Here is a 22,279-nt window from a genome sequence, read left to right as displayed (position 1 = left end):
CTACGGCGTCGAGGCGGCCGGCAGTCGGACCGTCGCCACGCCACCGCCGTTCGGCTCCGTCCCGACCGCGAGTGTGCCGTCGGAGAACTCGATCACCCACTTCGCGAGCCACAGTCCCATCCCGTCGCTGTGGTTGAGCGGCGTCTCGGTCTCGTCGCCGTTGATGAGCGCCAGCTCGCGCTCCGGGAACCCTCCGCCGTCGTCGATCACCCGTATCTCGACCTCGCCGCCGGTCCGCGTCTCCTCGACCCGGACCTCGGCCGGATCGCCGCCGTGTTCGAGCGCGTTCTCCACCAGCTCCGCGACCGCGGTCGCGACGTGGTCTCCGGCGAGGGCCGCGGGCGCTCCGTCGGAGTCGATCGCGACGGCGGCGTCCGGATGGTTGCCGGCCCACTCGTCGCGGCGGCGGTCCAGCGCCTCGCTCACGACGAGGGGCGTTCGGTCGTCGACCCCTTCGTCGTCGAGCAGCTCGTCGATGACCCAGACGCGCGATTGCGTCTCGCTCAGCTCCCACGCGACCGTCTCGACCTGCTCGGCGAGCCCCTCGCGGGCGGCCGGGTCGACGGGGTCACCGTCGCGGATCGCATCGCTGTATCTGAGCAACAACTGCGCGGCGTGTCGGAGGTCGTGGCGAACGAACCGGTTCACGACGGCCGCCCTCCGCTGCTGGTCTGCGACCGTCCGCGCGCGGATCCGGCGCACGTCGGTGACGCCGATCAGCACGTGCGCGAACGCGCTCACGCCGAGGACCACGGCCCCGGAGAGCAGCGGGGCGGTGACGCGCCCGCCGGTGGCCGCCTGAAACGAGGCGATCAGCGCGAGGACGGCCGTCGTCGCGACCACGCCGAGCGCGTTCCACCCGGCCACACGGAGTAGGTGGTCGGAATCGACCGAACTCCGGTACAGCGCCGGCCCTTCGCCCGCGAACGCGGCGCCGAGCGCGAGCACGGCGGCGACGACGATCCCGCCCGATATCTCCGGAACCCCGGCGACCAGTTCCCGCCCCCGCAACGACCGCCAGTCCGGCCCCGGTGACGCTGATCGTCGCCGCGGCTACCGCCCGTCGTCTATCTAGTATCGAGCCTACTCAGACGACCGGCAAAACGGCGTGGGGACGGGCACTCCGAGCTGTCAACGGCGAACACGTTCGGGGAAAGGGCGACCCTGACCCGGCCCGTATCGCTCGACGATGAACGCCGACGCGACCGGAGACGACTCGACCAGATCGGACGCATCGGGAGGCGACGAACCGGCCGACGACCGACCGGTCCACGACACCTCCTGGTCGGCGAACCTGGAGCAGCCGAGACACGCCGACGACGAGTCGGCGGTCGTCGCCGACGCGATCGACGCGGTCGAGCACACGGCAGCGGGCGTCCACGTGAACCTCGTCACGCACGGCGATCACGGCCACCCCGAGAGGTTCCTGTTTCCCGCGCTCGCCGACCGCTTCGGCGACGACGCGGACTGGGAGTTCGTCGATCGGTGCGGCTGCGGCGGCTACGTCACGCGCGTCCGCCGGTAGCCGCGCTGCTTCCAGGGGCGCGGTCACCGCGTCGATCCGGCGGCCGACCACCGTGTCGATCCGGCGGGTCGCCGGTCCTCACTGCTGGCCGTCGGTCGCGCCGCCCCGCACGAGCGTCGCCGGCGACCACGGCGCGTGCTCGCGGACGACGGTCGCGAGGTTGCGGGCGACGCCGACCGCGGCTCCGCAGGCGGCGACGGCGCCGAGGCGGCCGACCCAGCCCGGAACCGCCACGGACGCGGTCTCACCGACGCCCGCGACGAGGAGGGCGACGACGGCGACGGACAGCGCGACCGCGTCGAGGCGCTCGACGCGGCCGTCGTACAGATCCGCGACATCGGGGACCGGCTCCAGGCCGAGCCGGTCGGCGTACCGCTCCAGCCACACTAAGAACGGACCGATGTGGTACAGCGACCCGACGACGAGGAACGCGACGGCGCCCCACAGCGCCGCCTGCGCGACGGGGCCGCCCAGGACCGCAGACCGCGACAGCGGCGCCGTCGCCCACCGCGTCGACGCGACGGCGCCCCACAGGGGAAAGCCGATCGCGGCGCCCCAGTAGCGCCGGGTCGCCGCCGAGGACTCGCCCCCGGTCGCGAGACGGTGGCTGACGACGCCGCCGACGGCGACCGCGCACGCGCCGACGGCCACGCCGCCGACCGCCGCGACGGTCGCGACCCCCGCGGTCGCGTCGCCGCTCGCGGCCGCCAGTCGTCCGCCAGCGAGCAGGACGGCGCCCACCGGGTGGACGATCGAAACGGCGCGCTCAACGCCGGAGGCGACACGGGAGTCGGGCGCGCCCGTGAGCATCGCCGACAGCTGGAAGCCCCCCCCGTAGCCGACCGCGAGCACGCCGCCGACCACCATCAGCGTCACGTGTGCTGTCACCGCGCCGAGCGCGCTCACGCCCCCGAACAGCACCGGGACGCCCGCCCGGCCGGCGCCGACGGCCAGCCCGAGCAGGCTTCCGGTGGCGAGGCTCCAGGTCCCCGCCAGCAGCAAGCGTTCGGTGGCGTCCCACGGCCGCACCGCCGCGAGGGTCCGCGTCGTTGACGCCGCGAGCGCCCACAGGCCCGCCGCCAGCGCCGTTCCCCCGGCGACGAGCGCCGGCATCGACCCGGCCAGCAACCCGCCCGCGACGCCGGCGGTCCCGACGGCGACGAGCGGGGCGGCCGCGACCGCCGGTCGCCCCCAGCGCAGCGGGGCGCCCGACCAGACGGCGACGAACTTCGGCACCGCGGCCGCGATGGCCGTGCAGGCGACCCCCGCGAACAGCAGGTGATTCGCGGCGGCCCCCGCGAGCCCGCCGGCGACGCCGAGGCGGTCGGCGGTCACGACGCCCGCCCAGGCGAGCAGCATCGCCGCCGAGAGCGCCGCGCCGCGGAGCGTCGCCGCCGTCGACGGTCCGCGATCGGCCCCGCCGGAGCCGCCGCCGACGGCGACGCCCCCGCTCCCCGGGAGGCTCACGGGTCGCTCACCGCTGCGTCGGCGAGCTGTTCGTTGACCGCGTCGCTGGCGTGATACGTTGGCGACACCCTGACGACGACGCGGTCGAACCCGTGGCGCTCCGGATCGGCGTTCCAGGCGCGAAACGCCGCCGTCGCCAACGCGCCCCCCTGCGGGCAGAAGCCGGTCGTCGGGGTGAACTCCGCGCGCAACACCTCGTCGCTGTCGCTGTCACCGTCGCGGTCCCCGCCCGGAACACGGGCGTACCGAAAGCCGGCGTCGGGGTGGTTGCGGTCACGGTCAAGCGTCGTGAGGACATAGCCGAACGTCGCGTCGCGCACGCCGCGCTCCTCGAACAGCGTTCGGGCGGTGTCGCGGACGGCAACGTGCGCATCCCCCGTCAGCACCTCGGCGTCGCCCTCCCGGAGAAACGGCCCCGGCTCCGGGAGCGAGGCCGGGACGAACTCGTCGACGGGATCGAACCGCTCGGAGTCGGTCCCGCTCGGCCGGCCGTCGTCGGAGCCGGCGCCGTGGCCGTCGCCTGATCCGTCGTCCGATTCGGGGGGGACCGCGGCGTCGGAGCCGCCGATGGGCAGGTCGAACATAGCAACTACTACGCCCTCCGTACCCCTGTTGCTCTCCCCGAAGATGTTCCGCCCGACGCCGTTCGAACACGTTCGGCGAAACCCCGAGGGGCGGTCGGGGCCGAACGGGTTCCATGGAGCCAACCGACGCGGACGACGGAATCGCCACCGCGGAGGTCACGACGCTGGAGGCCTCAGTCGAGGACGGCGCCGGGGCGGCTCGAACGCCCGTCTTCGACGGCGACCCGCGGGTCGTCTCGCTGCGGCTCGAACGCGGCGAGTCGATCCCGAAACACCACCATCACGGGACGACGGTGCTGTTGCTGGTCAGATCGGGGTCGATATCGGCGACGATCGGGGGACGGGAACGGCGGCTCGACTCGGGGTCGATCGTCAGATTCGACGGCGGCGACGGCGTCGCGGTCGAGGCGCGGGAGCCGTGTTCGGCCGTGGTTGTACTCGCGGAGAACGGCGGGGCCTGAGGGGCCCGCTCCGTTCCTGCTGTCGCTCCGGCGACTTACTCCCGCCAGACCGCCGTCAGCGCCTCGTCGCCGCACTCGACGGTCTCGTGTCGGTATCCCCGCTCATCGAGCTGGTCGAACAGGTGCAGCGGCGCCCGGTCGTTACGCTGGAGCAACACCGTCTCGTCGCCGGCGGCTTCGAGGGTCTCCAGCGTCCGCGTGAGCGGGTTCGGCGCCGGCGCCTCGCGCACGTCGATGCCGGTGACGGGACGGTCGACGGGCACGCCCAACTCCTCGCGGAGCCGCTGCGGGAGCGACCGGACGGTCGTCGCCTCGCTCGGGTCGACCCCCCACGTGGCGTCGGTCGCCCGACCTCCGGCGTCCGGGTCGTCGAAAGCGTCCGTCATCCGTTCCTCCTCGGCGTCAGCGGCGAGCGGCCGGGGTCGATATCGAGCGTGTCCTCGGCGAACCGCTTGATCACCTTCCCTTCGGCGCGGTGGAGCCGCTCGCTCGCGGTCGACTTAGCGATCTCCTGCTGCTCGGCCAGCTCCGTCAGCGTCGTCTCGCGGGGCGTGTCGTAGTACCCCGCACGGATCGCAGCAGCCAGCAGCTCCCGCTGGCCGTCGGTGAGGAGGTCTTCGGCGTCGAGCGCGTCGTGGACGTACTCGACGGTGTAGCTCATTCCCATCGTCTCGAGCGCCGTCGCGAACGTGGAGAGGCGGTCGCGCGAGCCCGCGACGGTGAGCCCGGCGGTCCCGTCGGTGATCTCGACCGGGTACTCCACGGGGAGTCGAGAGTCGCGAAGCGGCAACAGCAGCCGCGGATCGGTCGTCTCGACGCGGACGATGGCCTCGCGGACGTCCTCGGCGGCCCGCTGGAGTTCGACCTCCTCGACCCCGTCGGCCGTGTCGATATCGCGGACGATCGCCGGGGCGTCGTCACCGCGGAGTGCGAGCAACGCGACGCCGCCCCGGTCGGTCGGCAGCACCGACAGCACCGACAGGGTCGCGTCGGGGTGCGATCGCGTGACCACGCCGGCCCACACGTCCTCCGGGAGCGTGACGTTCAGTCGTGCGCGGGCCACGGCGGATCACCTCCCCCCGTCGGTCCGCTCGTCGGGCTCTCGCTTTCCGGTTTCTGTTCGATATCCGACGCCGGTCTCGCCGGAGCCGTCGTCGAACGCGAGGAGGAACAGCCCGAACACGAGCGGCGACAGCGCCGCAGCGACGCCGCCGCCCAACAGGAGCCACGCGGGCGCGTCCCCGACACCGCCGCTCCCCGTGCCACCGTTTCCGCTCCCGCCTTCGCCTCCGTTCGTCCCGGCGGTCGATCCGTTCGTCGTCCCGGCGGTCGTCGTCGCGGGTGCCGTCGCTCCGCCGTCGGTGGTGGCCCCACTCGACCCGCTGACTGCGGCGTCGCCGACGACCACGGCGCCCTTCATCCCAAGCGGCTTGTGCGGCGTGCAGGCGTAGCGGTATACGCCCGCCGACTCGAAGGCGTGCTCGAACGTGTGGCCCGCCTCGGCGACGAGTTCGGACTCGAAGGCTCCGCCCTCCGCGACGACGTTGTGCGTCGACCCCTGTCCGGTCCACTCCCACGTGACCGTGGTTCCCGGATCGACGCGGACGGCTGCGGGACCGAACCCGTAGTAGCCGCCGTTGGCCTCCACGCCGACCTCGACCGTCACGGACGACTGGCCCGTCCGGTCGACGACGCCGTCGTAGTTGTCGGTGTTCGAGAACCACTCGGCGAGGCTGCCGCCGGACTGGGCGGCCGCCGGGGTGGACGCCGCGCCGCCAGCCGCCGCGGCGACGCCGCCCGCCACGGCCGACCGAAGCACGCTCCGTCGGGACATCGATGGTGTTCGGGTGCTCGGCATACATGTTCGGCTTTCGGCGCCGACCGAAAGGGCACGCGGCCTGGTTCCCACCGACTGGGAAGCACATCGGAGATGTCCGACTTCGGGACGCCCCCCGGAGATATCCGACTTCCGGACGCTCCGGGCCGATTGTCCGACACTCGCCCGCCGCTTGACGTTTTCGGCAAGCCTAAACGCATTCGAGCGCAGGTGGTCGTATGGACGAGCGAACGTACTCCCTCGACGACGTGAGCGTCGTCATGGGGGCGTACAACGAGGCGGAGGCGATCGGTCCCGTCCTCGACGACATCGAGGCCACGACCGACGGGCGCGCCGAGGTCGTCGTGGTCGACAGCTCCGACGACGGCACGGCCGACATCGCCCGCGAGCGCGGCGCGCGCGTCGTCGACCAGCCGCCGAGCGGCTACGGTGCGGCGGTTCGACGGGCGCTGTACGAGGCGACCAACCCGGTCCGGATCACCACGGACTGCGACGGGACGTACCCGATGGAGCGGATCCCGGAGTTTCTCGCGCTGATCAACGACGGCTACGACGTGGTCAGCGGGGACCGCCTCTACCACGGCGCCGAGACGATGCCGGCGATGAACCGACTCGGAAACCGCGTGTTCGCCGCGACGGCGAGCCTGCTCGGCGGGCGCACGCTCCACGACGTGACGACCGGGATGCGCGCGTACCACGCGGACGTGATCGAATCGATCCGGTGGACGGAGAACACCGGCCTGTCCGCGGAACTGCTCATCCGGCCGGCGATGCGCGGCTACAGCGTCCGCCAGGAGCCGATCGAGTACGACGAGCGACTCGGCGAGACGAAGCTCGACCCGTTCTCCGGCGGCGCCGAGATCGGCAAATCGATCCTGAAGTGCTGCCTGGAAGAGCGGGTTCGAAGCCTTCGGTAAGAGTCGACGTGGGACGTTCGATACCGCCCGTTTCACGATCCTCCGCTGCCCGTCCCCGCTCGCCCGACGGTACTGCCCTCCGCCATCCCGGAATGGGTCACCCCGAGGCCGTCAGCCTCACGTCGACGCCGCGGTCCACGGGCCGTTCGCCAACGCCGACCGGGACGCATCGGGTCGGGACGACACACCGCTCGACAGTCGGCGACAGCGCCGTGAGCGTGCCGTCGGCCGCCCGCTCGACGGGGAACACGAGCTGGTAGCTGTACCCGCTCCCGCGGCCGGTCGCGACGAACACTTCGACGTGGATCTCGTCACGGTCGTCGAGTGGGAGGGTCGCGGCCCGGTCGTCGCGCTGGTCGCCGGTCGGTCGGAGCGCGTCGCCGAAGATAACCAGTCGGTCGCCCTCGGCGCGGATCTCCAGTCCGAGCGGGCCGCCGTCGTCGGTGGCGACGAGGTACACGGACCCCTCGTCCCCGGTGACCCTCACCGTCGTCCCTTCGACGGAGTCCGGGCGCCCGAGCGTCGCCGACAGCGCGAGCCGGTCGCCGGACACGCGCTCGACCTCGCGGAGCGCCCCTCGCACGGCGGATTCGTCGGTCGGCGCCCACGACCCGGTGTACACGTAGCGGTAGAGGTCGCGCTCAGGGTACGCCTCGGCGACCGCGAGCTCGCGCGTGTCGCCGAGCGCGTACACCGTCTCGCCGTCGAAGCCGGGGTTGTTGCGGAGGAGCTGGAACGGGTGGTTCAGCCACGGCCCGTACGGTGTCGGCACGAACACCACCGCATTCTCCGGCGCGTCGCCGTCGGCGAACGGGCCGTACCCGTCGCGGAGCTCGGCCGTCACCGCGGCGTTGCGGTCGACCGGCTCCTCGACGGCGGCGACGCCGACGGCGCCGCCGACCGCCGCTGCGACGAGCAGGACGCCCGCCGCGACCGCCCGCGCGTGCCCGGTCGTCATCCAGTCGTGCTCGGTGGCGATCCCCGCGAGCCGGTCGCAGAGCGCGTCGGCGCCGGCGACGCACGCGACGGCGGCGAACACGGCCGTCGGGACGATCAGGTCGTAGTGGTAGTACGGTCCGAGGTAGTAGACCAGCCCGTCCGTCCCCACGTCGAGCGCGCCGAGGACGTTGTAGTTGCCCCAGAAGGCGACGTTCCCGGCGGCCACGCTCGCGAACGTGGCCGCGAGGAGGCCCCGCCGGACGCGCCCGCCGAGCGCGCCCGTCGCTCCGCCGCCGGGGACGCCCCGGGAGACGAGCGCGAGCGCCACGCCGACCGCGGCCGCGGCGGCCCCGAAGCGCCCGGCGACCACCCAGTCGGTGAACAGCGCCTCCAGCACGATCCGGTTCGCCTCGATCCCGAGCGAGAGCGTGTAGTTCACCTCGTGGCCGAGGATCGCCCGCTCGCCGAAGCCGACGCCGTCTCGGGGGGCGAACGCGAGGTACGGGAACACCAGCGGGTCGCCCGTGACGACCGCGTTGTACCCGAGCGTGAAGACGACGCCCGCCGTCCCGAGTCCCGCGGTGCGGAGCCGACGCGCGAACAGGTCGCGCGCCCGTCCATCGGACGGTCCTGCGACGGCACCGCCGGCTGCCAGCGGCACCCGCCACGCCCCCGAACGCACGAGCGTGACGACCGCGTGGCAGACGAACGGGAGCGCGAACAGGACGGCGGTGTACGGTCGCGCAAAGAACGCGAGGCCGACGGCGGCGCCCGCGAGCGTCGCCTCGCGGCGACTCGCGCGGCGCTCCCCGCGCAGGTACCAGACGGCGAACGCGACGTTCAGCGTCGTCGTCAGCGCGTACGGGAGGTACAGCCCGCTGTGAACGACGAACAGCGGCGTCGCGAGCAGGAGGACGCCCGCGAGAGCGCCGACGCGCCGGTCGAACAGCTCTCGACCCAGCGCGACCGTACCGGCGACCAGGCCGGCGGCGATCCCCGCGAGCGCGACGACGTAGCCCCCGAGCAGCTTCCCGAGCGCGAACACCGCTGCGGGGACCGGCGCGTACTTCGAGTACAGCCCGCGCTCGCTCTCGACGAAGAACCACGGGCGGAAGGCGTCCTCGACGGGCGGTCGGAGGAACAGCCGCCCCGCTAGCAGCATGTCCGCCTGTTGGAGATAGACGCCTTCGTCGTGGTTGAGCGACCGGAACGGGAACACGTCGACGGCGACGGCGACTGCGACGACGGCGCCGACCGCCGCGAGCACGAGTGCGGCGACCCGGCCGGCCTCGAGCCCGGATCGGAGGGGCTCGGCGAATCGGCCCGCGATCCCGGACTCGGCGGTGGCGTCGGTGGCGTCGGTTCCGCCGGTGGCGTCGGTGGCGTCGGTGGCGTCGGTTCCGCCGGTGGCGTCGGTGGCGTCGGTCCCGTCGGCGGGGTCGGTTCCGCCGGTCGCACCGCCGTCGGTCGATGGGTCGGCCATCTACTGTGCGGGGTACCACGCGAGCGCGTGGTCGGCGACGAGCGTCACCGCGACCGGTTCGCCAACGTCGAACTCCTCGGTGTGGTTGTGGAGACACCGGAGGACGGTACCGTCGTTGAGCTTCACGTGGTACACGAACGAGGGGCCGGTGTACTGTCGGCGGATCACCTCGCCGTCGGCGTCGCCCGCGGGGACCGGGGTGGCGCGGAGGTCGTCCGGGCGCACGAGCACGTCGACGTGGCTGCCGACGTAGCCGTCGCCCAGCCCGTTCAACAGGTCGCGGTCGTACGAGCCGACGCTCGTCTCGATGTCGCGTTCGCCGACTCGCGCGGGGAGGAAGCTCGCCTGTCCGAGGAAGGAGGCGACGAACCGCGAGGTCGGGTGCTCGAACACCTCGCCGGGGGCGCCGACCTGCTCGACGTGCCCGTCGTTGATGACGGCGACGCGGTCGGAGATCGACAGCGCCTCCTCCTGGTCGTGGGTGACGGAGACGGCCGTGACGCCCGCCTCGTCGAGGATCCGCTTCACCTCCTCGCGCATCCGCACGCGGAGGCTCACGTCGAGGTTCGAGAACGGCTCGTCGAGTAAGAGCACGTCCGGCTCCGGCGCCAGCGACCGCGCGAGCGCGACGCGCTGGCGCTGCCCGCCCGACAGGTCCGTCACCGACCGGTCGCCGTAGTCGTCGAGCCCGACCAACTCCAACAGCTCCGCCACCCGCGAGTCCGCCGCCGCGGAGTCGGGGTCATCGAGCCCGAACGCGACGTTCTCGGCGACCGTGAGGTGCGGGAACAGCGCGAACTCCTGAAAAACCAGCCCCACGTCGCGCTCCTCGGGGGGTCGCACCGCGCCGTGCCCGGCGACGACATCGCCCCCGACGGCGATGGTGCCGTCGGTGGGCGTTTCGAGGCCGGCGATCATGCGCAGCGTCGTCGTCTTGCCGCACCCGGAGGGGCCGAGCAGGGTGACGAGTTCGCCCTCGTGGACGGTGAGTTCCATTCCGGAGACAGCCGTCTCCGAGCCGTAGCGCTTGATCACGCCGTCCAGCTCCAAGACGGGATCGCCTCGCCGGTCGCTCACGCCATCGACCGCGTCGTCGGCGCGGTCGCCGACCGATCCGGGGTCCGACCGCGAGGCCGACGCTCCGTCGCCGGACGCGCCGACGGTCGCCCCCCCGTCGGTCGCCGCGTCGTCGCCGTCGGTCGCGTCGCCTCGCTGGGGCCGGTCGGCGTCGCAGTCCGTTCGAGGTGTGTCGTCACGCATCGTCTGAACCCTTGAGCAGCGGCACCATCGAGAGGCCGGAGACGGCCACTAACACGAGCGCCGGCAGCGCGGCGCGACCGTAGTATCCGGCCTCTTGAACACGCCAGATGTAGGTCACTATCGTTGTAAACCCTGTCGGATGGAGGATGAGCGTCGTGTCCAGCTCCTTCATCGTCGTGAGGAACACGAGCGCCGCCCCCGCGAGCAGTCCAGGCGAGATGAGCGGCAGCGTCACGCGCCGGAACGCGCCCGAGGGCGTCTCCCCGAGCAGTCGCGCCGCGCCGACGAGGTCGCGGTCGATTCCGGCGACCGACGAACGGGTCGCCCCGACGGCCTGCGGAAGGAAGCGAACGACGTACGCGAACACGAGCAGGGGCAACGACTGGTACACCGCCCGCGCGACGCCGACGCCGACTGCCTGAGTCAACCACTGGCTCGCGAAGAAGACGAGCGCCAGCCCGAGCACGACCCCAGGCATCGCGTAGCCGATGTACGTCGACCGCTCGACCGCCCGTGCGAGAAGTGAATTCGACCGGCCGGCGTACAGCGCCACCGGAAGCGCAAACAGGACCGTCACGCCGGCTGCGAGCGCCGCGGCGTACGCGGAATTGAGCGCGAACGCCGGCTCGAACGCAAGCCCGCCCCCAGAGTAGCCCGGCCCCGACCGCACCAGCCACATCGTCAGGATGCCCACCGGAAACGCGAGCGTGAACAGGCTCACTCCCGCCGGGAGCAGCGTCACGACCCACCGGAACCGACCCAGCGAGACGACCGGCGAGGCCGAGGCCGGCGAGCCGTACCCCGATGAGGTGTCGGCGCTCACCCGCGACTCCAGCGCGAGGATCACGGCCGTCACCGCGAGCAACTGCAGCGAGAGGAGCGTCGCGCGCGACTGGCCGAACGCGTTCAGCTCGACGTAAATAACCCGTGTGAACACGTCGTACCGCATGATCGCGGGCGTCCCGAAATCCGAGAGTGTGTACAACGCGACCAGCAGCGCGCCGGCGGTGACGCCGGGCGCGATCTGCGGGAGGATCACTCGCCGGAACGCCCGCGGGTAGCTGTGGTTCAGCGTGCGCGCCGCCTCCAACTGCGTCGTGTCGAACGACAGCAGCGAGGCGCGCGTCGTGAGAAACACGTACGGGTACGTGAACAGCGTCAAGACGAGCGCCGTCCCGCCGAGACCGTACACCGTCGGGAGATACGGAGTCACGAACCCCAGGCCGTACTGAGTCAGTAGGTCCGGGAGCACGCCGCTGGGGCCGAACGCCGAGACGTACGCGAACGCGCCGATGTAACTCGGTACGACCAGCGGAAGCGCCGCGAGGACCGTCCACAGTCGGCGAAAGGGGAGATCCGTCTGAACGGTCACGACGGCAAGCGGCACCCCGAGCGCGACGGAGGCGGCGGTGACGACGCCAACGAGCACGAGGCTGTTCGCCAGCACGTCGACGGCGGTGTCGGAGGCGGCCAGTCGGATCGCCTCCCCGATGCCGAGCCGGGAGGCGCGCCACCCGAGCCAGACGACCGGCGACAGCACCGCGGTTGCGACGGCGGCCGCGAGGACGACCAGCGCCGTGTCCGGCTGCTCGCGGCCCGCATCCCCCGTGAGTCGCTCCCGCAGGCGGCCGAACTGGCCGTCACTCGCGGTTCCCACCGGATTCGGCTCGCTCGAGTCGGCGCTCACGACCGTCCTCCGTCACACATTCGTCTTAGAGGACTCCCGTCTCCCGCATGAGTCGGAGAGTCGGTTCGAGGTTCGAGAGCTTCGTCAGATCGAAGCTCGGCGGGTTCAGTTCGTCGATGGTCGGCAGCCCGCCGACCGGGGGCACGCCCGGAACCATCGGGTACGCGTACGTCCGGGTGGCGAAGAACTCCTGTGCCTCGGCCGACAGCAGGTGTCGAATGAACGTGAACCCGAGCTGCTTGTTCTGGCTCGCCTGCATGACTTCCGCGCCCGCGGCGTTGATCAGCGCGCCGGCGTCGTCGCTCGTGAACGCGAGGTCGATCGGCGCGTTCGGCCGAGCGGCCTTCACGCGGAGCGCGTAGTAGTGGTTCGCGAAGCCGGCGTCGAGTGCACCGTCCGCGACCGCGTTCGAGACGAGGAACTCGTTGGAGTACTGGGTGACGTTCGATTCCTGCATGCCGTTGAGCCACTCTCGAGTGGCTTGCTCGCCGGAGAGCACCCGCATCGCGGTGACGAACGCCTGGAACGCGCCGTAGGTGGGTGCCCATCCCATCGGGCCGCTCAGCGCGTCGGCATTCGGGAACTCCATGACCTTCTCGGGCACCTCCTCGGCGGTGAGAACGTCGGTGTTGTACGGCACTGAGCGGGCCCGGCCGGCGATCCCGACCCACAGGTCCTCCGGGTGGAACTCCAGCGGCACCGGCTCGGTCACCGCCGACGGAAGCGTCGCGGTGAGCCCCCGCTGTGCGACCGCGGCGAGCGACCCGGCGTCGACCGACCAGAACACGTCCGCAGGCGTCGCCGGTCCCTCGTTGATCAGCGTGTTCGCGGCGTCGGCAGTCCCGGAAGCGCGTATCTGCGCCGAGAAGTCGGGATAGATGTTTTCGAACCGAGCGATGAGGTCGCGGTAGAGGCCGCCCTCGCCGCCGCCGAGGTAGATCGTGAGATCCCCCGAGAGGTTCGGTAGTTCTGCGATGGACGTTCCCCCGATGTCGCGGTTCTGCGCCAGCGCTCCCGACCCGCGGAACTCCTCGATGAACGCTTCGTCGACGGCCTCGCTCCCGCTCGTCTCGGTGGCGGTGCCGCCGTCGCTCGACGGCTCGGCAGTCGCGTTCTCGCCGTTGGAGCCGCACCCGGCGAGCCCAGCGATCCCGGCCGCGCCGAGTCCCGCGAGCACCTTCCGTCGCCGATACGTCCGCCGTCCCGTCGTCGTGTCGTCGTCGTGTGTCATGTTGGTGTTGTCTGCCATCCTGTCGTTCCCTGCGTCGTCAGTCATCGGCCGGTACCTCCGCGGCGTCCGCGGCGGCCGCGCGCGTCCCCGCGCCCTCGACGCGGTCGAGGCAGTCGAGCCAGTCGCGCATGTACTCGCCACAGTGGTTGAGGAACGCGCCGTTGTTCCATGCGTCGAAGTCGCCCTCCGCGAGCGCCTCGGCCATCTCCGCGAACGCGGCCTCGAAGGAGTCGGCGTCGGCGGCGACCCCGTCGAGCACCTCCCAGACGTGCTCGTTCAGCTCCAGCCCCGCCACCTCGTTAGCGAGGTCGTCGAACGTCGACCGGGGCGCCTTGTTGTGCTCGCACAGCGGGCCGCCGTTGTACACCTGCTTGCCGAGCACGTCGGCGGCGCGCTTGAGGAAGAGCCCGGACCAGATGTCGTCGAAGCGGCCCACCTCCCACTCGTTGTCGTCCATCGGGAGCTGGTAGAACGCGGGCACGACCTCGCGGCGGAACGCGAGGTTCATCGAGCAGACCGTGAGGTACTGCCCCGACGCGGCGACGAAGTCGCGCTCGAAGTCCGACGCCTCGGTCAGGGTCTGCGCCTGTCCCTGCAGGTCGCCGTCCATGAGGATGCGAACGGCGTCGAGGTCGGGGACGTTCGTCCACAGCCCCTGGGAGGCGACGACCTCATCGACGTGCTTGGTGTCGGTCTCGACGGTCTCGTCCATCGCGGCGTACGGGTAGCCGCGGGGGTACAGGTCGGTGTCCGACTGGTAGAGGACGTTCACCCACGACTCGTCCGAGCGGACGGATTCGATCTCGCCCTCGTGCGCGAGGTTGCGCATGTGCGTCCCGAAGAAGTCTTCCTCGGGGTGCGGGAGCGTGTCGTCGTCGATGAAGACGCCGTACTCGAAGCGATCGTGGGCCCACAGGTACAGCAGCCCGAACGAGGTCTGCGCGTGGCTCGCGGCGGGGATCAGGTGCGAGAACTCCGCGGCGTCGTGCTCGGCGAACCACGCCTCGCGGGCGGTGCCGTCGAAGACCGCGCCGTCGACGCCCTCCTCGTCGAGCATGGTCTCCATCGCGTCGGTGTCACAGAAGTCCTCGGTGACGAGGACGAAGAACAGCCGGTCGGTGTCGAAGCCGTGCTTCCGTGCGTTCGCGACGTACTCGCGAACGCACTCGTACTCCCGAATCGTCGGGATGACGACACAGATGTCCTGCGGTGCACTCATTCGTTCTCATCTATCAATTAGGCCGACCTAAAGGGTGTCGATATTTCGGGCGGCCAAAATCGGGGGCGTCGGATCGGTGGGGCGGGACGAAGTCACAGTCGCTCCTCGACGTGGTCGGCCGCCTTCAGCGACAGCGCGGCGATCGTGAGCGTCGGGTTCATCGCGCCGCCCGTCACGAACACGGAACTACCCGCGAGCGTGAGGTTTGCGAGATCGTGGGTCCGCAACTGCGGGTCCACGACGCTCTCGGCGGGGTCGGTTCCCATCCGAGTCGTCCCCATGTGGTGGTACGCGGGTCCCGTGTTCTCGGGGCCGACCGTCCAGCCGATGTCGACCCCCAACTCCGCGAGCACCGCCCGCTGGATCTCGTTGGCGCGCTCGATGGTCCGTCGCGTCGTGTCGTCGAGGCTCCACACCACGTCCGGCACCGGGTTCTCGTGGTCGTCGGTCCGGGAGGGGTCCAGCCGGATCCGGTTCTCCTTTCGCGGCAACTGCTCGACCAGCGCGCCCATCGCGATGTGTCGGCCGTAGCCGTCGCGGATCTCGGCCAACAGCTCGTCGCCGAAGCTGTCTGCGGTCAACGCGATGTCCGCGGGCGCCGGCCCCGCGTAGTTGAGGAACTCCAGCTTGATCGCGGTCCGGGAGTCGTCCGGCCGGTTGTAGAACTGGTGGCTCTCGGTCGTGTTGAAGCCCACGTGCTTCTGGCGCGTCGGCTCGTCGAGCGTGCCGCCCATCCCCGCGAACAGGTGATCCATGAAGTACCGACCCACGAGCCCCGAGGAGTTCGCGAGGCCGTTCGGATACGCCTCGCTCTCCGAGAGCAGCAGCAGGCGCGGCGTCTCCACGCCGCCGGCGGCGACGACGAACTCGCGGGCCGCCTGCCGGTGCTCGGTGTCATCCGGCGTCGCGTACACCGCCGCGGTGACGCGGTCGCCGTCGGCGTCGTGCTCCAGCCGCTGGACCGGTGCCCGATCGACGACGCGCGCGCCGTTCGCCTCCGCGGCGTCGACGTGGCGGGTCGCGTCGTACTTCGCGCCGGACGGACAGACGGGCTTGCAGGTGCCGTACCCGACGCAGGCGCTCGCCCCGTCGGCCGGCTCGGAGTTGCGCGCGTTCGGCACCGAGTGGGTCGTGAGCCCGACTGCCTCGCACGCCTCTGCGAACAGCGAGTCCGAGTACGACGGGGGGAACGCCGGCAGCGGGTGCGGCTGCTCCCGCGGCGGCGCGAAGGGGTTGTCCGAGGCGCCCGAGACGGACAGCTCCTCCTCGGCGGCGGCGTAGTAAGGCCGGAGGTCGTCGTAGTCGAGCGGCCAGTCGTCGGCCATGCCCGTCGCCGACGCGAGCGCGAAGTCCTGCTCGTGCAGCCGCATCACCATCCCCTGCCAGTGGAGCGTGCTCCCGCCGATCCCCTTCACCCGCGCGGCGTTCAGGGGGTAGTACCGGTCGCCGCTGCTGGTGTAGGCGTCGCGCTCGGGGTCGGTGTCCCACACCGGCGCGTCGATCCCGGGCCGGAGGTAGCGCTCCATCCGATCGTTCCGATCTTCGGGGTCGAACCGCGGGCCGGCGTCGAGCACGACCACGTCGTACCCGGCCGACGACAGCGCCGCGGCCACGAGCGCGCCCGCCGGCCCGGCGCCGACGATGCACACGTCCGCCCGCGGCGACGGCGTTCTGTCGATGCCGCCGCTCATCACTCGGGCCCCGTCCGGTAGGACTCGGTTCCGCCCGGGTGCCCCGGGGGATTCTCCAGCCCGGCGAGGGACGCGCCGGTCGGTGAGGTGTAGAGGGCGTACAGCAGCTCGTTCACGACGTAGTGGCGGACCCGCTGGGCGTCGGTGCCGTCGGGGTCGGGGTCGACGGCGTCGACGCTCATGTAGTCGAGCGCGTCGGCGCGGTCCTCGCGCGAGCGGGTGGCGTACTCTCCCCCGTAGAGCTCCGTCGCGTAGTCGTCGAGGACTGCAACCGCGTCGGCGACCCCGGCGGCGTAGTCACCGGCTCCGTCGACGCGCCCGCCGGTGTACGTCCGCACGAAGTCGTCGACGCCCGACACCGCCGAGGGGTAGACGACCTCCGCGACGGCCACGAGCGTCTCCAGTTCGTGGTCCCCGACGACGGAGGCCGTCTCCGACGCCCGCCCGCCTCCCGCCGACTCGCCACCGTCGGGACCGGTCGCCGTCGGCGCGGCACAGCCGGCGATCGAACCGACGCCTGCGGCCGACAGCGCGGCGAGGGCGTCGCGGCGTGACAGCTCCATTCGGAGCCGTATTAGGGCAGCCTAAACAAGAGCGTTTTGCTCTGCGTCCGTCGCCGCCGTGGTGCCTCACGGCCGGCCGTTCGCCGCGCGCAGGCGGCGCCGTTCGGCGGTAGCGCCGCGTGATCGTGGCGCGGTGTGATGGGGGGACCGTGCGGAGTGACCGTTCACTCGTCGGCGAGCGCGTTGACGAGCGACTCCACGGAGTACGACGACAGCGCCCGCGCGTCGTCGTACAGCGTCTCGATCACGTACGTGGAGTTCGTTCGCTCGACGGCCGGGATCCGCTCGAACTCGCGGAGTAGCCGCCCGACCGCCTTGTCGTCGGGGAGGTGGGCGACGGCGACAAAGTCCGTCTCGCCCATCGTCGACAGCAGCGTCGTCACCCCCTCGATCTCGGTGATCGTCGACGCCACGTCGGCGTGTTCGCCCGCGTAGTCCGCGAGCACCTCCACGAGCACCGTCACGCCCAGGCCGAGTGCGTCGAGATCCAGGTCGTACAGGTCGTTGGTGATCACTCCGGCCTCACGGAGGTTGTTCAGCCGGTAGTGGACGGTCGAGACGGGGATCCCCGTCTCCTCGGTGATCCGCTCGGGGCTGCCGGTTCCCAGGTCCGCGATCGCCTTGAGGATGCGAATATCGCGTTCGTCCATACCCGCCCTACCGGCGCCCCGCAGATAGTTCCAACCGCTCTCACCGAGTCTCCGACGCGACGGTCCCGAGCTCGACGGTCGCTCGGACGGACAGCCCACCGGTCGATTCCGGTTCGACTCCGATTCAACTCTGGTTCGACTCTGGTTCGAATCTCGTGTGGGTTCGTGAGAGACAACTCTCGACACACTACGAATGAGTAGTTGTATTTATCAACTTTAGGCCTCACTTCGGAATTAGAACCGATGAATATTCGATCTATTTGGAGAGACGCGCCAACTGACCGCGTGTTATTCGTTCTCCTTGCGACCCTGTGGGGCGGCTCGTTCGTCGCCATCGAGGTCGGCGTGACGGAGTGGCCGCCGCTGTTGTTCGCGGCGATCAGGTACGACCTCGCTGGTGCGCTCGTGCTCGCGATCGCTGCCGTGCGGGGCGGGCCCGCGCTCCCCCGAACCCGCGGCGACCTCACGGCCGTCGCGACCGTCGCGGTGTTCGTCATCTTCGGGCATCACGCGCTGTTGTACGTCGGCCAGGGGTCGGTCCCCGGCGCCGTCGCGTCGGCGATCGTCGCCCTCTCGCCGGTCGTGACGGCGCTGTTGGCCCCCGTATTCCTCGGCGGCGGGGAGCTCGGCGGCGTCCAGTACGTCGGTGTCGGGGCCGGGTTCCTCGGTGTCGTCGCCGTGACGAACCCGGGCGCCGCGGCCGGCGTCCCGGCGATCGGCGCGCTGCTCGTGTTCGGGGCGACCGTTGCGTTTGCGCTCGGGACGCTCCTATTGCGGCGGGTCTCGACGACGCTCTCCGCGGCCGCGCTCCAAGGCTGGGGGATGCTCGCGGGCGCCGCGCTGCTCCACGGCGGCAGCCGCGCGCTCGGCGAGCCGCAGGCAATGGCCGCCTCGGCCACGGGCTTGGGGACGCTCGCGTTCCTCGTCGTCGGACCCGGCGTGATCGCCTTCCTCCTGTATTTCCACCTGCTGGACTCGGTGGGTGCGACGCGGACCACGCTGGTCGGCTATCTCGAACCGATGGCGGCCGCCGGGCTGGCGTTCGCCCTCTTTGGCTACGTGCCGACGCCGGGAGCCGCGCTCGGCTTCGCGTTGGTGCTCGGTGGGTTCGCGCTCGTCGAGGGGCACGCGCTCCGCGTCGCTGCCGGCGACGCCGTCGGTCGGCTCAGGACGACCCTCTCGTAACCGAGCGTTCGGCAGCGGTACTCCGGGCCGGTCGCCGTCGAATCGTCACGTTACCGGCGAGTACGGCTGCCCGTACCGAACGCACGACCGCCGTACGTCGACGAGATCGCGACGCGGGCGCGGCCCGCTCGCACCGGCCCCGGTCGGGACTGCAAGGGCCGCCAGCGTTCGCGCTCGCGCTCGCCCCCCTGTTCGGTCGATTTTAGCCGACGGAGCGGGTAGGGAGACCGATGTCCGAGGCGGGCGCACGAAGCGGGGGTATAAGTTAGGGGCCGAATCGCCACCACCCCGTATGGACACCTCAAACCGGGTTTCCGGGCACGATCCCGGCGCTGCGGGACTCGCGAAGCTCGAGCGGTCGCTCCACCGCGCGCTCGCGACCGCCGAGTCCGAGGAGACGCGCTATCACGTGCGGACCGCGCTGCAGCAGGTGGCGGTGCTCTGCGAGCCCCCGTGGGAGTCCCCTGGCGCGCCCCAGCGCCCGGCAGAACGACAGTAACCGTCGATTCGAGGACGGTCACGTCCAGACTCTACCCGTGCTACTCCCGAGTTTCACCCAGCGATCTCCGGACGCCGTCGACCCGCGCAGCCGGTGGCTCACGCCCACCGAACAGCTCCTCCTTGCTGTTCGCGCGCCTCGGGGTCGACCCCCACGAGCAGCCGTCGGTCCTCCACGAATCGATCGACGCCGACGCACTGAACGCGCTCGCGGTGCCCCCGAGTACCACGATCTCATTCGAAGTGTGAGATCACTGGGTGCGGATCACGCCGGACGTGATCGAGGTGTACGCGATGGACTCGCGTCCGGATCACCCCGGCGCGGAGCGGTGACGACGCCGGACCGTCCGCGCGGGAACCTCGCGTCAGGCCCGGTCCGTGAGGTCGACGACGCTCGCTTTGTCGACGACGAGGAACGCGTCCTCGCGGAGCATGTCGTCGTCGGTCGGGAGGACGAGCACCTCCGCTCCGCCGCTGGTCGATGTGGGGATGAAGTCCAACTCGGCGAGATCGTACCCCAGGTCGTCGAGCGGGTCCGGGTTCGGGGGAAGCTCTCGCCAGTCATCTGATAGCTGGCGCATTACAGCCCCCGCTCGACGGCGAACGTCGCTTCGCCGTCGACGGTGACGGCGGTGATGTTCCCGCTGAAGCGGTACGCGTCGACGCCGGTGCCCACGAGACCGATGACCTTCCCGTCGCTCGCGAAGTCCTCGACGCGGTCCCAGTCGGTCCCGTCGGACGTCCGGTTGCTCGCTTCGGTGTCGCGGACGACCTCGCCGGAGACGGTGAACGTGTAGTTCGTCGGCGACCCGTCGTCCGCGCCGTCGACCACGACGCGCTTGCTCAGGTCGGCGGTGGAGCCGCTGTCGGTCGTGCTCCCGTCTGCGGTCGTCGTGTCGGTGGTGCTGTCCGTCGTCGTCTGAGTCGAGGTCTCCGTCGTCGTCGTCTCGCCGTCGGACGCGGTGGTGTCGTCGCTCGTCACCGTCCCGTTCACGATGTCCTCGAAGGTTGTCGTCGTCCCGTCCAGCGAGACGGCGTAGCCGTACCCGTCGTCGACGACGTAGTCGACCACCTCACCGTTGAAGCGGAACGAGTCCAGCTCGTCCGGCTGGAGGTCTTGGATCTCGATCAGCGTGTTCCCGTCGCTGGTCGTGGTGATGGTGTCGGAGTCGGGTTCGACTTCGTCTCCGAGCGTCGCGTCCCCAGTCACCACGATGTCCATGTCGAAATCGCCCGACTCGGCGCCGTCCGAGTGCGGGTTGTCCGCGTCGGCGTGGAGGACCAGCGTGTGGTCGTACCCGACGGGGTCTGAGTCGACGGACACCGAGCCGTCGCCCCACGGGCCGACGCCCGGCTCGATGCCGTCGATCTCGTCGGAGACCGCGTAGCCGGTGACGTCCGAGGGCAGCGGGAACTCCGGGGCGCCGTCGACGATGCCGTTCCCGTGGTAGTCGGGCTCGATTCGGTCGCTGCCGGAGCCCTGGAACGTACAGTTCTCAACGGTCACCTCGATGTCGCCGCCGGTCTTGTCGCGGACGATGTCGCCGTCGGAGTCGTTGTAGAAGTGGCAGTTGCGGATCGTGAGCGTCGAGCCCGCTGCGCCGTCGTGCGCGACGATCGGGTTCCCGACGACGCCGACCCGATCGAGCGCCCGGCGGCGCCATCTTGGCTGCTCCCGCTCCTCGGCGATGGCGGGCTCAGCGGGCTCGGCGGCCTGTTCACACCGGCGGAATCGGTTCCGGATGGGCCGTCCGTGATCGTCGCAGACAATCGGATCACGGAGAATCGCTACGAGGGAGTGTTCATCCGCGGGCAGAACGTGACCCGAATCTTGGGGGACGTCGTCTCGGGCGCCACCGATGGCATTCACCTCGTTAACGCCTCCGGCGGGACCGTCATCGGTAATACCGTCTCCGGCAGCACGGACGACGGCATCGCGCTCTCGTCCACCTGGGCGACGAACGTCTCCGCCAACCGGCTCACCGGAAACGCCGACGACGGGAACTACGTGTTCGGCTCTGGGAACGTGCTGACGAACAACACCCTCACTCGAAACGGCGACGACGGGGTCGACCTCGACAGCGGCGTCGACAACAGGCTGGTCTCGAACGTCGCTCACGACAACGTCGACGACGGGGTCTTCCTCCGCGAGTCGGACCGCAACGTCCTCCGGGACAACGGCGACGACGGCTTCGACATCAAGGCCTCCACCGGCAACGCGGTCTACAACAACACCGTCTGTCGCAACGCGAACCGCGACATGCAGGTCCGACTCGGCGTCGAGGGGAACGACGTGCGCGACAACACCTGCTGACGAACTCGGCCCTCCACTCGCGATTCGGCTTTTTTTGATCGCTTACTGACGCAAGCACCCAGTGGTAGCCTCGATCAGTGAGAACCGCGAGGGTACCGCTTGTCGATCAGGTGAACAGGACACGAAGTCTCGAGAGAACTGTGTTATGAACCTGAGACCGGATCAGTTCGGCGTCTCCTCTGCAGCGAGCGTCTGTGTCGTCCCGCCGTCCTCGGACGACCAGATCACGCGGACGGTGTCCCCGGTCGAGTAGTTCACCTGTGCGGACACCCCGGCGGTGACGGGATCATCACTCCACGACTCCGTCGTGTTCGTCCCGGCGGTCAGATTCAGCTGACTCTCGGGGATCGAATCGCCGCCGGTGTGCGTGGCGGTGACCGTGTTGTTGCCCGCGACAGTCTCGTACTCGAACTGGAAGTTCGCGGTTGGCGCAGTCGATTGGAGACTGTTCCCCAACCCGAGAACGAACGAACCGATGACCGCCGCGAGGATCACCGTGATGGCGACCATCAGGATGACACCGATCACCGGGGAAACGGCGCGGTCCTCCTCGTCGAACAGTTGCGTGATATCCATTTAGTATCGTGCTCCCACAGCGTCGGCCCGATCGAGTATGGACCCGACGATATGTCGTGTTACTTCTTAAGTTGGCGAGATTATTAACAGTAGCGGCTTTGTACCTGGTCTCAGTCTTACACTTCTACGGATCAGCCGGTCGGGGGACACGGCTCGTCTCCGCTCGTTCCTCCCCGGACCACGCCCCTGTTA

General features: G+C 70.6%; 23 protein-coding genes. 6 read left to right on the top strand and 17 right to left on the bottom strand.

Annotated elements, in window-relative coordinates:
* A complete protein-coding gene (locus BUE16_RS08200) occupies positions 1–1,011 on the bottom strand; it encodes a sensor histidine kinase (protein ID WP_073308396.1) in 1,011 nt (336 codons plus the stop codon).
* Positions 1,012–1,189: 178 nt separating this feature from the next.
* On the opposite strand from BUE16_RS08200, the gene BUE16_RS08195 reads away from it, so the two are divergent.
* Entirely contained in the window at positions 1,190–1,525 is a 336-nt protein-coding gene (locus BUE16_RS08195) for a CGCGG family putative rSAM-modified RiPP protein (RefSeq protein ID WP_073308393.1), read from the top strand.
* 78 nt (positions 1,526–1,603) lie between these two features.
* On the opposite strand, the gene BUE16_RS08190 is transcribed toward BUE16_RS08195, so the two are convergent.
* A complete protein-coding gene (locus BUE16_RS08190; protein ID WP_079991563.1) occupies positions 1,604–2,992 on the bottom strand; it encodes a hypothetical protein in 1,389 nt (462 codons plus the stop codon).
* A complete protein-coding gene (locus BUE16_RS08185; protein ID WP_200778398.1) occupies positions 2,989–3,576 on the bottom strand; it encodes a hypothetical protein in 588 nt (195 codons plus the stop codon). Before BUE16_RS08185 ends, BUE16_RS08190 begins: the two co-directional genes overlap by 4 nt.
* A 113-nt stretch (positions 3,577–3,689) precedes the next feature.
* Between BUE16_RS08185 and BUE16_RS08180 the strand changes: the two genes are divergently transcribed.
* Entirely contained in the window at positions 3,690–4,037 is a 348-nt protein-coding gene (locus tag BUE16_RS08180; protein ID WP_073308391.1) for a cupin domain-containing protein, read from the top strand.
* A 35-nt stretch (positions 4,038–4,072) separates the two neighbouring features.
* Here the strand turns inward: BUE16_RS08180 and BUE16_RS08175 are convergent, their stop codons facing one another.
* Genes BUE16_RS08175 through BUE16_RS17510 form a run of 3 tightly spaced genes read right to left on the bottom strand, consistent with a single transcriptional unit; the run spans position 4,073 to position 5,871 of the window.
* Positions 4,073–4,423: a DUF2249 domain-containing protein gene (locus BUE16_RS08175; protein WP_079991562.1), complete on the bottom strand. Its 351-nt coding sequence runs from the start codon at positions 4,421–4,423 to the stop codon at positions 4,073–4,075.
* Positions 4,420–5,100, bottom strand: a complete 681-nt coding sequence (locus BUE16_RS08170; RefSeq protein ID WP_073308389.1) for a helix-turn-helix domain-containing protein — start codon at positions 5,098–5,100, stop codon at positions 4,420–4,422. Before BUE16_RS08170 ends, BUE16_RS08175 begins: the two co-directional genes overlap by 4 nt.
* 6 nt (positions 5,101–5,106) lie before the next feature.
* Entirely contained in the window at positions 5,107–5,871 is a 765-nt protein-coding gene (locus BUE16_RS17510; protein ID WP_394327422.1) for a halocyanin domain-containing protein, read from the bottom strand.
* Between the two features lie 221 nt (positions 5,872–6,092).
* Between BUE16_RS17510 and BUE16_RS08160 the strand changes: the two genes are divergently transcribed.
* Positions 6,093–6,791 carry a dolichyl-phosphate hexose transferase gene (locus BUE16_RS08160; RefSeq protein ID WP_073308385.1) on the top strand — a complete coding sequence of 233 codons (699 nt, stop codon included), beginning with the start codon at positions 6,093–6,095 and terminating at the stop codon, positions 6,789–6,791.
* Positions 6,792–6,888: 97 nt separating this feature from the next.
* On the opposite strand, the gene BUE16_RS08155 is transcribed toward BUE16_RS08160, so the two are convergent.
* From BUE16_RS08155 to BUE16_RS08120, 8 genes are all read right to left on the bottom strand, one after another.
* Positions 6,889–9,213, bottom strand: coding sequence for a DUF7846 domain-containing protein (locus tag BUE16_RS08155; RefSeq protein ID WP_079991560.1), 2,325 nt, complete (start codon positions 9,211–9,213; stop codon positions 6,889–6,891).
* Positions 9,214–10,473, bottom strand: a complete 1,260-nt coding sequence (locus BUE16_RS08150) for an ABC transporter ATP-binding protein (RefSeq protein WP_234972360.1) — start codon at positions 10,471–10,473, stop codon at positions 9,214–9,216.
* A complete protein-coding gene (locus tag BUE16_RS08145) occupies positions 10,466–12,097 on the bottom strand; it encodes an ABC transporter permease (protein ID WP_073308508.1) in 1,632 nt (543 codons plus the stop codon). The genes BUE16_RS08150 and BUE16_RS08145 overlap by 8 nt, the downstream gene beginning before the upstream one ends.
* 88 nt (positions 12,098–12,185) lie before the next feature.
* Positions 12,186–13,436, bottom strand: a complete 1,251-nt coding sequence (locus tag BUE16_RS08140) for an extracellular solute-binding protein (protein ID WP_079991559.1) — start codon at positions 13,434–13,436, stop codon at positions 12,186–12,188.
* On the bottom strand, positions 13,429–14,610 hold the full coding sequence (locus BUE16_RS08135) for an alpha-1 4-glucan-protein synthase (protein WP_073308383.1): 1,182 nt from the start codon (positions 14,608–14,610) through the stop codon (positions 13,429–13,431). The genes BUE16_RS08140 and BUE16_RS08135 overlap by 8 nt, the downstream gene beginning before the upstream one ends.
* 92 nt (positions 14,611–14,702) lie before the next feature.
* The gene (locus BUE16_RS08130) at positions 14,703–16,301 is read right to left on the bottom strand and encodes a GMC family oxidoreductase (RefSeq protein ID WP_200778397.1); all 1,599 of its coding nucleotides are present in this window, start codon (positions 16,299–16,301) and stop codon (positions 14,703–14,705) included.
* Positions 16,301–16,864, bottom strand: a complete 564-nt coding sequence (locus BUE16_RS08125) for a gluconate 2-dehydrogenase subunit 3 family protein (protein ID WP_073308381.1) — start codon at positions 16,862–16,864, stop codon at positions 16,301–16,303. Before BUE16_RS08125 ends, BUE16_RS08130 begins: the two co-directional genes overlap by 1 nt.
* A 164-nt stretch (positions 16,865–17,028) precedes the next feature.
* On the bottom strand, positions 17,029–17,514 hold the full coding sequence (locus BUE16_RS08120) for an Lrp/AsnC family transcriptional regulator (RefSeq protein ID WP_073308379.1): 486 nt from the start codon (positions 17,512–17,514) through the stop codon (positions 17,029–17,031).
* Between the two features lie 285 nt (positions 17,515–17,799).
* Here BUE16_RS08120 and BUE16_RS08115 point away from each other — a divergent pair, with 285 nt between their 5' ends.
* Both BUE16_RS08115 and BUE16_RS08110 read left to right on the top strand, forming a co-directional pair.
* Positions 17,800–18,699 carry a DMT family transporter gene (locus tag BUE16_RS08115; RefSeq protein WP_159435750.1) on the top strand — a complete coding sequence of 300 codons (900 nt, stop codon included), beginning with the start codon at positions 17,800–17,802 and terminating at the stop codon, positions 18,697–18,699.
* 292 nt (positions 18,700–18,991) lie between these two features.
* Entirely contained in the window at positions 18,992–19,198 is a 207-nt protein-coding gene (locus tag BUE16_RS08110; RefSeq protein ID WP_073308375.1) for a hypothetical protein, read from the top strand.
* A 364-nt stretch (positions 19,199–19,562) separates the two neighbouring features.
* Here BUE16_RS08110 and BUE16_RS08105 read toward each other — a convergent pair whose 3' ends face one another.
* Both BUE16_RS08105 and BUE16_RS08100 read right to left on the bottom strand, forming a co-directional pair.
* Positions 19,563–19,778 (bottom strand): hypothetical protein, encoded by a 216-nt coding sequence (locus BUE16_RS08105; RefSeq protein ID WP_073308373.1) that lies wholly within the window; start codon positions 19,776–19,778, stop codon positions 19,563–19,565.
* Positions 19,778–21,067 carry a hypothetical protein gene (locus tag BUE16_RS08100; RefSeq protein WP_234972368.1) on the bottom strand — a complete coding sequence of 430 codons (1,290 nt, stop codon included), beginning with the start codon at positions 21,065–21,067 and terminating at the stop codon, positions 19,778–19,780. Before BUE16_RS08100 ends, BUE16_RS08105 begins: the two co-directional genes overlap by 1 nt.
* Here BUE16_RS08100 and BUE16_RS08095 point away from each other — a divergent pair.
* On the top strand, positions 20,951–21,511 hold the full coding sequence (locus BUE16_RS08095; RefSeq protein WP_321166970.1) for a right-handed parallel beta-helix repeat-containing protein: 561 nt from the start codon (positions 20,951–20,953) through the stop codon (positions 21,509–21,511). The two genes, BUE16_RS08100 and BUE16_RS08095, sit on opposite strands and share 117 nt — an antisense overlap.
* A 162-nt stretch (positions 21,512–21,673) precedes the next feature.
* Here BUE16_RS08095 and BUE16_RS08090 read toward each other — a convergent pair whose 3' ends face one another.
* Complete coding sequence (locus BUE16_RS08090) at positions 21,674–22,087, bottom strand: type IV pilin (protein ID WP_073308366.1); 414 nt, start codon at positions 22,085–22,087, stop codon at positions 21,674–21,676.
* Positions 22,088–22,279 lie beyond the last annotated feature (192 nt).

Source organism: Halobaculum gomorrense (assembly GCF_900129775.1).
Taxonomy (GTDB): Archaea; Halobacteriota; Halobacteria; order Halobacteriales; family Haloferacaceae; genus Halobaculum; species Halobaculum gomorrense.
The sequence above is the reverse complement of the archived record's forward strand: the minus strand, read 5'-3'. Positions and strand labels throughout refer to the sequence as shown.